The 11733-nt window shown below is 73.9% G+C and carries 11 protein-coding genes and 1 riboswitch; of the genes, 10 read left to right on the top strand and 1 reads right to left on the bottom strand.

Features of this window, described 5'->3' with window-relative positions; all coding sequences use genetic code 11:
* The first annotated feature begins 3 nt into the window (after window positions 1-3).
* Window positions 4-211, top strand: a riboswitch (cobalamin riboswitch).
* 66 nt (window positions 212-277) lie between these two features.
* The 5 genes from ACFC0G_RS38625 (at window position 278) to ACFC0G_RS38645 (ending at window position 5393) form a co-directional block, all read left to right on the top strand.
* The gene (locus tag ACFC0G_RS38625) at window positions 278-1342 is read left to right on the top strand and encodes an ABC transporter substrate-binding protein (protein ID WP_376413379.1); all 1065 of its coding nucleotides are present in this window, start codon (window positions 278-280) and stop codon (window positions 1340-1342) included.
* Window positions 1343-1482: 140 nt separating this feature from the next.
* Entirely contained in the window at window positions 1483-2505 is a 1023-nt protein-coding gene (locus ACFC0G_RS38630) for a FecCD family ABC transporter permease (protein ID WP_376413380.1), read from the top strand.
* Window positions 2502-3335 (top strand): ABC transporter ATP-binding protein, encoded by an 834-nt coding sequence (locus ACFC0G_RS38635; protein ID WP_376413383.1) that lies wholly within the window; start codon window positions 2502-2504, stop codon window positions 3333-3335. Before ACFC0G_RS38630 ends, ACFC0G_RS38635 begins: the two co-directional genes overlap by 4 nt.
* Window positions 3336-3365: 30 nt before the next feature.
* On the top strand, window positions 3366-3806 hold the full coding sequence (locus ACFC0G_RS38640; RefSeq protein ID WP_376413385.1) for an ArsR/SmtB family transcription factor: 441 nt from the start codon (window positions 3366-3368) through the stop codon (window positions 3804-3806).
* 81 nt (window positions 3807-3887) lie between these two features.
* Window positions 3888-5393: an MFS transporter gene (locus tag ACFC0G_RS38645; RefSeq protein WP_376413387.1), complete on the top strand. Its 1506-nt coding sequence runs from the start codon at window positions 3888-3890 to the stop codon at window positions 5391-5393.
* Here the strand turns inward: ACFC0G_RS38645 and ACFC0G_RS38650 are convergent.
* Entirely contained in the window at window positions 5342-6082 is a 741-nt protein-coding gene (locus tag ACFC0G_RS38650) for a TetR/AcrR family transcriptional regulator C-terminal domain-containing protein (protein WP_376413389.1), read from the bottom strand. The genes ACFC0G_RS38645 and ACFC0G_RS38650 overlap by 52 nt on opposite strands.
* 141 nt (window positions 6083-6223) lie before the next feature.
* Between ACFC0G_RS38650 and ACFC0G_RS38655 the strand changes: the two genes are divergently transcribed.
* From ACFC0G_RS38655 to ACFC0G_RS38675, 5 genes are all read left to right on the top strand, one after another.
* Window positions 6224-7795, top strand: a complete 1572-nt coding sequence (locus tag ACFC0G_RS38655) for an MFS transporter (protein WP_376413391.1) — start codon at window positions 6224-6226, stop codon at window positions 7793-7795.
* 124 nt (window positions 7796-7919) lie between these two features.
* On the top strand, window positions 7920-9098 hold the full coding sequence (locus ACFC0G_RS38660; protein ID WP_376413393.1) for a hypothetical protein: 1179 nt from the start codon (window positions 7920-7922) through the stop codon (window positions 9096-9098).
* A 42-nt stretch (window positions 9099-9140) separates the two neighbouring features.
* Window positions 9141-10058, top strand: a complete 918-nt coding sequence (locus ACFC0G_RS38665) for a glutaminase (RefSeq protein WP_376413395.1) — start codon at window positions 9141-9143, stop codon at window positions 10056-10058.
* Window positions 10059-10193: 135 nt separating this feature from the next.
* Window positions 10194-10670, top strand: coding sequence for a BlaI/MecI/CopY family transcriptional regulator (locus ACFC0G_RS38670; RefSeq protein ID WP_376413397.1), 477 nt, complete (start codon window positions 10194-10196; stop codon window positions 10668-10670).
* A 4-nt stretch (window positions 10671-10674) separates the two neighbouring features.
* Window positions 10675-11631, top strand: a complete 957-nt coding sequence (locus ACFC0G_RS38675; RefSeq protein WP_376413398.1) for a M56 family metallopeptidase — start codon at window positions 10675-10677, stop codon at window positions 11629-11631.
* Window positions 11632-11733: the final 102 nt, after the last annotated feature.

Consider the following 11733-nt stretch of genomic DNA (forward strand, 5'->3'; position numbering starts at 1 on the left):
CGGTGGTACTGTGCCGAGGCCAGTCGCACCTTTGTGCTCACCCGAACGGGCGAGCGTACGGGTCAGGGAATCCGGTGGGAATCCGGAGCTGACGCGCAGCGGTGAGGGCGACGGGCGGAGCATCGGCCACTGGGCGGCGGAACAGGCCCGGGAAGGCGCTCCGTCCGGCTGACCCCGAGTCCGAAGACCTGCTGGCGGCCCCGGCGTCACGCCGTCGACCGGGGAGCACCCGTACGACAGGCTCCGCGTATGAGCCGTGGACGCAGAGGAATGCTCCGTGCCGTTCGCACACCACCCCGTCCGCTCCGCCGCGCTGCTCCTCGCCGGCACCCTCGCCCTGCTCCTGACCGCGACGGGATGCGGCGGCGGACCCGCCGGGACCACGTCGGGGAAGGGCCGGGGCGCGGAGCCCGCGGCCGGCTATCCCGTGACGCTCGACAACTGCGGTGAGCGCGTACGGATCGACCGCCCGCCGCGGCGGGCCGTCGCCCTCGACCAGGGCGCCGCCGAGATCCTGCTCTCCCTCGGCCTGGCCGACCGCATGGTCGGCACCGCGACCTGGACCGACCCCGTTCTCAAGGGACTTGAGAAGCAGAACGCGAAGGTGCCGCGCCTCGCCGACCGCTACCCCTCCTTCGAGAAGGTGCTCGACACCGAACCCGACTTCGCCGCCGCCTCGTTCGGGTACACCCTCGGCAAGGGCGGGGTGGCCCCCCGCGAGCAGTTCGCGAAGCTCGGCGTCCCCACCTACCTCTCGCCGACCGACTGCGCCGGCAAGGACAACAGCGGCGACGGCGACGGCGTCCGCACCCGGACGCTCACCATGGAGACCGTCCACGGCGAGATCCGGGACCTGGCCCGGGTGTTCGGGGTGCCGGAGCGCGGCGAGAAGCTCGTCGCCGAGCTCAAGGGCCGGGTGGCGAAGGCCGCTTCGGCGGGCGACTTCACGGACGTCTCCGTCCTCTACTGGTTCGCCAACGCCGAGTCCCCCTACATGGCGGGCTGTTGCGGCGCGCCCGGCGTCGTCACCCGCGCGCTCGGCGTGAAGAACGTCTTCGACGACACGCGCGAGGAGTGGCCCCAGATCAACTGGGAGACCGTCGCGGACCGCGACCCCGACGTGCTCGTGATCGGCGATCTGACCCGCCGGTCGCAGTCGGCCGAGAGCGCCGCGAAGAAGATCGCGTTCCTGGAGTCCGACCCGGTCACCAGGAACATGACGGCGGTGAAGCGGAAGCGGTACGTGCTCCTCAGCGGCCAGGCGATGAACCCCACGATCCGTACCGTCGAGGGCGTCGAGAAGGTGGCCGCCGCGCTCCGCTCGTACGGACTCGCCAAGTGACCCTCCCCGGACCGGCCAAGACGTCACGCGGGGGAGGCACGCGACCTGGGGGCGCTGCGCGACCCGAGAGCGGTGCGCGGCCCCAGAGCGATGCGCGGCCCCGTGGCCGTGGTCGTGGTCGTGGGCGGCCTGTCGGCCGCGTGGTGGCGGACGGTGGTCGGGCGGTGCTGTGGGTCCTGGCCGGGCTCGCCGTCCTCTGCGCGTCGATCGCCGTGGCGATCACGATCGGGCCGGCGGACCTCCGCGTCGGCGAGGTCCGGTCCGTCGTCACCGCCCACCTGACCGGGGGCGTCTCGGACCTGTCCCCGATCCGGGACGGGATCGTCTGGAACCTGCGCCTGCCCCGCACCCTCCTCGCGGCCGTCTGCGGCGCCGGACTCGCCGTGTGCGGGACGGTGATGCAGTCCCTCCTGCGCAACCCGCTCGCCGACCCCTTCGTCCTCGGCGTCTCCTCCGGCGCCTCGACCGGCGCCGTCCTGGTCGTCGTCCTCGGCGTCGGCGGGGGAGTCCTCTCCGTCACCGGCGGCGCGTTCCTCGGGGCGGTCTGCTCCTTCGCGCTCGTGCTGCTCCTCAGCCACACCCTCGGCGGTTCACCGGACCGCGTGGTCCTCGCCGGAGTCGCGGCCATGCAGCTCTTCTCCGCGCTCACCTCCTTCGTCGTCATGACGGCCGCCGACGCGGAGACCACCCGCGGCGTGCTGTTCTGGCTCCTCGGCTCGCTCGGCGGGGTCGGCTGGGACGAGGTGCGGGTGGGCGTCGCGGTGCTCGCGGCGGCCCTGCTGATCTGCGGCGGGTACGCGCGGACGCTGGATGCCTTCGCCTTCGGTGAGGACGCCGCCGCGTCGCTGGGCGTCGCCGTCGGCCGGGCAAGGACCGTCCTGCTGTGCGTCACCGCCCTCCTGACGGCCGCTCTGGTCTCCGCCGCCGGCGCGATCGGCTTCGTCGGCCTCGTCCTGCCGCACGCGGCCCGCGCGCTGGTCGGCCCCGGGCACGCCCGGCTGCTGCCGGTCACGGCGCTCGCGGGCGCGGTCTTCCTCGTCTGGGCGGACACCCTCGCCCGTACGGTGCTCGATCCCCAGGAGGTCCCGGTGGGTGTCGTGACCTCGCTGATCGGCGTACCGGCGTTCGTCCTCGTCCTCTACCGCACGAGGGGTACGCGATGACCACGACCACCGACACGACCACGGACACGCGCGCGGGCGCGGGTGAGGGGCTCCGCGCCGACCGGGTCTCGCGCACCGTCGGCGGCAGCCCCGTCCTCGACGGCGTCACCCTCGCCCCGCGCCCCGGCACCGTCACCGGCCTGCTGGGCCCCAACGGTTCGGGGAAGTCGACGCTCCTCCGGCTCCTCGCCGGCGTCCTCGCCCCCGACAGCGGCGTCGTCACCCTCGACGGCGATCCCCTCGACGGCCTCGGCCGCCGGACCGTCGCGCGGCGCCTCGCCACGGTCGAGCAGCAGGTGGACACGCAGGTCGACCTGACCGTCCTCGACGTCGTCCGGCTGGGCCGCGTCCCGCACCGGAGGGCCTGGGCCCCGGCGTCGGCGGCGGACGAGGCGGCCGTCCGCTCCGCCCTCGCCCGCACGGGCCTCGACGACCTGGCCCGCCGCTCCTGGCGGACGCTCTCGGGCGGGGAGCGCCAGCGCGTCCAGATCGCCCGCGCCCTCGCGCAGGAACCGCGCGAACTCCTGCTCGACGAACCCACCAACCACCTCGACATCCAGCACCAGCTGGACCTCCTGACCCTGGTCGCCGGGCTGCGCCTCACCGCCGTCGTCGCCCTGCACGACCTGAACCTCGCGGCGACGTACTGCGACGGGCTCGTCGTCCTCGCGGAGGGCCGCGTGGTGGCCCGGGGCACCCCGGACGAGGTCCTGACCGAGGAACTCATCGCCGAGGTGTACCGGGTACGCGCCACGGTGACCCGCCCGACGCCCGGAGGCCGCCCCCACATCCGCTTCCTGGGCACGCTCCCGCCTCCCGGGGAGGGCTGAGCCGCGGGCGGGTCTGCCTACGATGGCCCCATGTCCGAGCGCGCAGATCCGGCAGACGCCGCAGGTCCCGACGACCCCACGACGGATGCCGGGGCGGGCGCCGAGCCCCGTACCCGCGTCGTGCCCCCCGCGCACGCCGTGTCCCGAGAGCACGGGCGGACGCCGGGCGCCCGGGAACTCTCCGCGGCCGCCGAGGTGTTCGCGCTCCTCTCCGACCCCACCCGGCTCCACCTCCTGTGGCTTCTCACGCGCGGCGAGGCCGACGTCAGCGCCCTGACCGAGGCGTGCGGGGCGGCGCGCCCGGCCGTGAGCCAGCACCTGGCCAAACTGCGCCTCGGCGGTCTGGTGCAGTCCCGCAAGGACGGGCGGCGGGTCGTGTACGCGATGCCGGACGGGCACCTGAAGCGGCTGGTCGTCGAGGCGATCAGCCGCGCCGACCACGTGGTGAGCGGCGAGCCCTGGCACGACTGACGTCAACGCGTGCGCACCTGTGCACGTATCGGCTACGGTGAAGGGGTCCGCCGACCGCCGTGGCCGACCGGGGGCGTTCCCATGCTGTCCGTGCTGCGCAACCGCACCTACCGGCGCCTGTTCACCGCGCAGGTCGTCGCCCTCGCCGGCACCGGCCTCGCGACCGTGGCGCTGAGTCTCCTCGCCTACGACCTCGCGGGAACGAACGCCTCCGCCGTGCTCGGCACCGCCCTCGCGATCAAGATGGCCGCGTACGTCGGCATGGGCCCGGTCGTCGGCGCCCTCGCCGACCGGCTGCCGCGCCGGACCCTGCTCGTCGCCATGGACCTCGTACGCGCCGCGGTCGCCCTGTCGCTGCCCTTCGTCACCCAGGTGTGGCAGATCTACGTCCTGATCCTCCTGCTCCAGACCGCGTCCGCCGCCTTCACGCCGACCTTCCAGGCGACGATCCCCGAGGTGCTGCCCGAGGAGCGCGACTACACGAAGGCGCTCTCCCTCTCCCGGCTCGCCTACGACCTGGAGAGCCTGCTGAGCCCGGTGCTCGCCGCCGCGCTGCTCACCGTCGTCCCGTACGACCGGCTCTTCGCCGGTACCGCCGCCGGGTTCCTCGCCTCGGGCACACTGGTCCGCGCGACCGCCCTGCCCGCACCCGCACCCGCCGCACGCGCGGGAGGATTCCGTGCCAGGGCGGCCTTCGGTACGCGGCTCCTCCTCGGCACTCCGCGCCTGCGGGGCCTGCTCGCCCTCGACGTCGCCGTGGCGGCGGCGGGCGCGACGGTGCTCGTCAACACGGTGGTCCTGGTCCGCGACACCCTCGGCCGCACCCCCGGAGACGTCCCCCTCGCCCTCGGCGCGTACGGGGCGGGCTCGATGGCGACGGCGCTCCTCCTACCCCGCGCACTGGACCGACGCCAGGCCTCCGGCCCCCGCCCGAGCTCCGGCCCCGGCCCGAGCCTGGGCCCCGACCCCGGCCCCGGGCCCGACCCCGGCCCCGCCCGCGAGCGGGCGGTCATGCTGCGCGCCGCCTTCGTCCTGGCCGGGGCCCTCGCGCTGCTCGTGCTCGGGCTCGCGCTCGCGCCGGGGGCCTGGTCCTGGCCCGGGCTGCTCGCGGTCTGGCTGGTCCTCGGCGCGGCGACCTCGGCGATCCTGACGCCCGGCGGCAGGCTGCTGCGCCGCTCCGCGCACAGCGCCGACCTGCCCGCCGCCTTCGCCGCCCGGTTCTCCCTCTCGCACGCCTGCTGGCTGATCACCTACCCCCTCGCGGGCTGGCTCGCCGCGCGCGCCGGGCTCGTGGTCGCGGCAGCGGTACTGGCCGGGGTCGCCCTGCTCGGCGCCCTGGCCGCCGCCCGCCTGTGGCCCCGTACGGACCCGGCCGCGCTGGAACACGTCCACCCCGAACTCCCCGTCGACCACCCCCATCTCGCGGCAGCGCCCGGCGGCCGCGGCGGCCAGGCCGGCCACCACGCGCACGACTTCCACATCGACGCCCTGCACCACCACTGGCCACGCCGCGCGACCGCCGTCCGCCCGAGGGGTCAGCGCGGCAGGCGCATCTCCAGGCCGTCCAGGACGACGTCCAGGCCGTAGGCGAACTTGGCGTCGCGGATGGCGACGGGGTCGACGGCCGAGTGGACGGCGGCGTCGGCGTACGCCTCGGCGAGGTGGTCGTGGCCGGCCGCGGCCTGCTGGGCGGCGGGCATCAGCCGGGCGATGAACCCGGCCTCGGTCTCGCCGGAGCGGGCGACCGTGGTGAGCCAGGCGGCCTCCGTCGTGCTCATCCCGATCACGTACGACAGGAGGGTGTCGATCGCCCGGCTCGGCTCCGGGAAGCCGGCCGCCGAGAAGAGGGCGGCGAGCCGCTCCGAGTACGACATCAGGTTCGGGCCCAGATAGGCGAGCCCCGCCTGGCCGAGGACGGACGAGAGCCAGGGGTGGCTCAGGGCCGTCGCCCGGAAGGAGCCCGCGGACTCGGTCGCGGCGGCCCGCCAGCCGGCCCCGCCGCGGGCGGCGTCGGCCGGGGGGACGGTGAGCTCGGCGGCGACCTCGTCCACGGCGAGCTCCATGAGCTCGTCCTTGGTCGCGACATGGCGGTAGAGCGAGGTCGCGCCGGCGTTCAGACGGGCGCCGAGCTTGCGCATGCTGAGCGCCTCGATGCCGTCGGCGTCGAGCATGACGATCGCCTCGCGGACGATCGCGGTCCGGCTGAGCGCGGGCTGATCGGGTGCGGACTGCTGTCGCGCCCACACGGACGGGACGGGGTTCGCCTTGGCGGCCATGGGCCCTCCTTCACTGCGTACGGCGTTCGCATTCAGCGTACAGGTGTGGAGGGTTGCGAACACTGTGCGCGTCTGCGTACAGTGTTCGCATCGCAAGGAGCGAACGCAGGAACGACAGACGAAAGTCGAGGGGGAAGACCCATGGAAAGCAGCGCAAGCAGCCAAAGCGGCCACGACAGCGCAGGCCGCAACCCGCGCCGCTGGTGGATCCTGGTCGTGCTGTGCCTCAGCACCCTGGTCCTGGTGGTCGACAGCATGGCGCTGACCGTCGCGGTCCCCTCGATGACCGAGGGCATCGGCGCGAGCGCCCAGGACATCCAGTGGATCCTGGACTCCTACATCCTGGTCTTCGCGGGACTCCTCCTCACCTCCGGAAGCCTCGGTGACCGCTTCGGCCGCCGGAAGATCATGGTTCTCGGCCTGCTGCTCTTCGGTGCGGCCTCACTCGCCGCGACGGTCTGCACCAGCCCCGGCGAGGTCATCGCCGCACGGATCGCGATGGGTGTCGGCGGCGCGCTGATCATGCCCTCGACGCTCTCCATCCTCATCACCGTCTTCGACGAGGACGAGCGGCCCAAGGCGATGGCGGCCTGGGGCTCGGTCTCGATGCTCGGCCTGGTCGGCAGCCCCGTCCTGGGCGGCTTCCTGATCGACCACTTCTCCTGGCACTCGATCTTCTTCATCAACGTCCCGGTCGTCGCCCTCGCCGTCCTCGCCGCCCTCACCCTCATGCCGGAGTCGAAGGGCCCCTGGCAGAAGCCCGACCCGCTCGGCGCGATCCTCTCCGTCGTCGGCATGACCGCGCTCATCTGGTGGATCATCGAGATCCCGCAGCACGGCGCCTTCGAGGGCCGCGGGCTCGTCACCCTGGCGGTCGCGGTCGTCTCCCTCGTCGGCTTCGTGGTCTGGGAGAACGTCACCCCCGAGCCGATGGTGCCGCTGGTCCTCTTCAAGCACCGCAACTTCAGCGGCGGTTCGCTCTCGCTGACCCTCGTGCAGATCGGCAACGGCGGCCTCCTCCTCGTCCTCACCCAGTACCTGCAGTTCGTCCTCGGCTACTCGCCGGTCAAGGCGGGCCTCGCCTTCGTCCCGCTGGCCGTCGCCGCCCTCATCGGCAACGGCGCCGGCGCCGGCCTCGCGGCCAAGATCGGCAACCGTGTCCTGATCCTCGTGGGCATGCTCGTCATGGCCGGCGCCTTCGCCCTGCTGACCACGGTCGACGCCCACTCCGGCTTCACCGTCCCGGCCGTCGCCCTGGGCCTGCTCGGCCTCGGAGCCGGCCTCGCGATGCCGGCCGCCGTCGGCGCCCTGATGAGCACCATCCCCGCGGAGAAGGCGGGCGTCGGCTCCGCCCTGAACGACACCATCCAGCAGGCCGGCACCGCGCTCGGCATCGCCATCCTCGGCTCGCTCCTCACCAGCACGTTCTCCCGAGAGATGCCGGCCGACGCCCCCGAGCAGGCCAAGCAGTCGATCGGCGGGGCACTGGCCGCGGCCAAGGGCGACCCCGCGATGATCGAATCGGCCCGCGAGGCCTTCACCACCTCGATGTCCACCACCTTCACGGTCGGCGCGATCGGCGTCCTCGCGGCGGCCGTCCTCGCCACCCTGGTCATGCGGGACGGCAAGAAGACCCCCGCCGATGCCGACGCCGACAGCGGGGTCGAGGCCGGGGCGGACGCCGGGACGGAGAAGTCCGAGCTCGTCGCCTGACCCTCCGCCAGTGACAGGAGCCGGTGCCCCCAGGGGTGCCGGCTCCTGCCGTACGCGCTCCCGCGCGCGAAAAGCTTCGGCGAACAGCCGCGTCCACCCGCCCCGGCCTGGCACGCTTTCGTCCGTGACCTATGTCGTAACCGTGGAAATACGCATTCCGGAGGGTGCTCCGGAGCTGGACGGGCTCCACCGCGTGGGAGCCTCCGCCCTGCTGGAGCAGGGCTTCGCGTCGGTGGCCGGTATCGAAGGCGCCGACGGCATGGAGATGGACCTGTTCGACGTCGCCGTGGCCGTCCATCCGGGCGGGGCGATCCTGAAGGTGATGGTCGCGGCGCCGTCGCTGGAGTTCGCGGAGGAAGCGGTCGGCTCCGTGAGCGAGGAGGTCCTGGAGCGTTCGGAGCTGCTGGCCGAGTGGACGGTCGAGAGCAGCGAAGTACAGCTGCACACCGACGCGGCGCGCGAGAGCCTCGAAGCGGCCGACGGGCCCGGCGCCCCGCCCAGCGACCCGCAGGCGCGCCGGGCCCACCACACGGCGAAGCCCGACACCGACGACGAGGCGGAGCGGGAGGCGCAGGACCACGACGCCGCGTTCCGCGCCCTGGCGAGCCGTCTGCGCTCCTTCACCCCGGCCACCTTCGGCGTCCGGGAGGAGCCGGAGGGGGCGGGGGAGACAGCGGAGCCGGCGGGGACAGGGGATTCGGGGGAGCCGGGGGAGGCGCGCGAGCCGGGCGAGGGTGTTCCCGGAGTCACTCCCGAGTGCGCCGAACTCGCCGCCGGTTCCCTGGTGTACGGCGCCGAGGTCCTCATCGACGAGCTGTACGACGACGTCCAGGCCCTCGCCGAGGAGGACACCACCGTCGCCGAGTGCCAGGGGCACCTGTGGCACCTCGACCAACTGCCCTCGCGCCACGCACCGCAGTACAACGAACTCTTCGCGCGCCGCTTCCTGGTGACCGCGATCGCCCTCACCACCCGGTTCACCGACGGCAGCTTCCGGCGGCTCGGCTGTCTCGCCGAGGAGCTCGTCCTGAAGCTTCTCCTGGAGCAGGCCCACGTCACCCTCGATCTGCACGGACTCCTGGACGACGAGGTCGCGGCCGCCCTCGGGCGCTTCGCCGGCGAGGTCTACGAGGACATGGACTTCGCGTGGCTCCGGGACGAGGGCGAGGACGGCGCCGGCGAGGGCGCGGCGACGCTCGGCTTCGGCACGTGGTTCACGCCCTTCGACGACGCGCGGTACGTCCACCCGTACGCCCTCGACGAGATGCCGGAGACCGGCGTCCCGGACACGGCGGAGAACTGAGCAGGTACGGGCGTGGCGGGCGCGGCCGGGCACAATGCGCTCATGGTGCAGTCCTTCCTACCCGTACTCGAACGCATCGGCGAGGAGATCGAGGGCCTCGCCGGCCGGGGCCGCCCGGCCGACTACATCCCGGCCCTCGCCGCCGTCGACCCGAACCGTTTCGGGATGGCCGTGGCGGAGCTCGACGGCACGGTGTACGGGGTGGGGGAGTGGCAGCAGCCCTTCTCCACCCAGTCCGTCACCAAGGTCTTCACGCTCGCCCTCGACCTCGCCCGGGAGGGCGACAGCCTCTGGGAGCACGTCGGCCGCGAACCCTCCGGCAACCCCTTCAACTCGCTCGTCCAGCTGGAGTACGAGCACGGCATCCCCCGTAACCCGTTCATCAACGCCGGCGCCCTCGTCGTCACCGACCGCCTGCACCGCATGACCGGCGACGCCTCCGGCAGCCTCCTCGACTTCCTGCGCGCGGAGTCCGCCAACCCGGACCTGGACTTCAACCGGGACGTCGTCGCGTCCGAGACCGCCCACGGCGACCGCAACGCCGCCCTCGCCCACTTCATGGCCTCCTACGGCAACATCGGCACGCCCGTGCCGACCCTGCTCCGCGAGTACTTCCGGCAGTGCTCCATCGAGGCCTCCTGCGGCGATCTCGCCGTCGCCACCGGCTTCCTCGCCCGGCACGGCATCCGCGCCGACGGCTCCCGCCTGCTCACCCGCAGCCAGGCCAAGCAGGTCAACGCCGTGATGATGACCTGCGGCACCTACGACGCGGCGGGCGACTTCGCCCTCCGGGTCGGGCTCCCCGGCAAGAGCGGCGTGGGCGGCGCCATCATCGCCGTCGTCCCGGGCCGCTGCACCGTCTGCGTCTGGAGCCCGGGCCTCGACGAACGCGGCAACTCGGTTGCCGGCGTCGCCGCCCTGGACCGCTTCACCACCATCACGGGCCTCTCCGTCTTCTGACCTGCGGCGTCCCGGCCGTACGATGGACCGCCGTCCCGGGGCGGGTGGACGAGCGACGCACGACGAGTGGCGCACGACGAGCGACGCACGACGAGTGGCGAGCGGCGAGTACGGGACCGGCGGGAGGGCAGCGGGATGACGGACCGGAGCGGGAACGAGGCGGAGTCCTCGCCGCGCAGGCGCGGCCAGGGAAAGCTGGAGGCGCACGTCCTCTCCGTGCTCAAGGGCGCCGTCGAACCGGTGCCCGTGGCATGGGTGCAGGAGCGCCTCGGCGGCGACCTCGCGTACACGACCGTGATCACGATCCTCACCCGGCTGCACGGCAAGGGCGCCGTCGCGCGCGAGCGGTCGGGGCGCTCCTTCGTCTGGACGGCCGTGGCCGACGAGGCGGGGCTCGCCGCACTGCGGATGCGCAAGGTCCTTGACGCGGAGGCGGACCGGCACGCCGTGCTCGCCAGCTTCGTCACCGCCCTCTCCCCGCACGACGAGCTGCTCCTGCGCGAACTCCTCTCGGCGGAAGCCATAGAGCCCGCGGGGTCCGGGGAGTCCGGGGACCTCGGGGACCTCGGGGACCGCGGGGACGCCGAGGGCTTCGCGGAGGGAGACCGGTAGCGTCATGGGCGTCTTCGTCTTCCTTCCGCTGGTCCTTCCGCTCACCGCCTGGCCCGTCGCCCGGCTCGCCGAGAGCCGGCTCCATCCCCGTACGGCGACGCGCCTGCTCTCCGCCGTCGCCGGTGTCCTCGCGGTGTGCAGCACGCTCTGTCTCGGCCTGCTCATGATCGTCGGCACGGCCCAGCTGCCCGGCAACCCGCTGCCCGACGCCTGGTCGGACCCCGAGGTGCGCGCGGCCCTGCCGTACGACGAGGTGGCCGGCCGGCTGGCGATCCCGGCGCTGCTCGCCGTCCTCGTCTCGTGCGTCGCCGCGGCCCGGCGCCAGGTGCGGGCACGCCGGCGTGCCGAGGGCGCGCTCGCGGGCCTGCCGGAGACGTCCGTGACCGTACTGCCGGACGGCGCCCCGTACGCGTACGCGCTGCCCGGCCGCCGGCGCGGACGTCGACCGGGCCGTCGGCGCGGCCGGGTCGTCGTCAGCACCGGCATGCTCGCCGCGCTGACCTCCCGCGAACGCCGGGCCCTCTTCGCCCACGAGCGGGCCCACCTGGCGGGGCGTCACCACCGTCACCTCCTGACGGTGCATCTCGCGGCCCGCGCCAACCCGTTCCTCCGCCCGCTCCGTACCGCCGTCGCGTACACCGCCGAACGCTGGGCCGACGAGGAGGCCGCGACGGCGGTCGGCAACCGCCGCTGCGTGGCCCGCGCGATCGGCACGGCCGCCCTGCTGGCCCCGCCCGCGACCACCGCGCTGCTCCCCGCCGTCACCGGCGCCGGCCCGGTGCCCCGCCGGGTCGCGGCCCTGCTGCGACCGGCCCCGGCGGGCCGCACCTGGCCGTCGCTCTTCACCGCCGTCGGCTGCGCGGCCTGGGGCGCTGCCTTCGGTGCGACGGTGTCGGCACTGTCCTCGGCGAACTCGGCCGTCACCCTCTTCCTCGTCCTGCGGGCGGCCACCCCGATGTAGCGCCCGTCCTAGGGCCTGTCGTCAAATGTCACGCCCACATCAGGAGTGATGCGAGGGTGACGGCTGCTTCGTAGGACTGGGCGGTTTTGTCGTAGCGGGTGG

This window comes from Streptomyces sp. NPDC056169 (genome assembly GCF_042268445.1).
Lineage (GTDB): Bacteria > Actinomycetota > Actinomycetes > Streptomycetales > Streptomycetaceae > Streptomyces.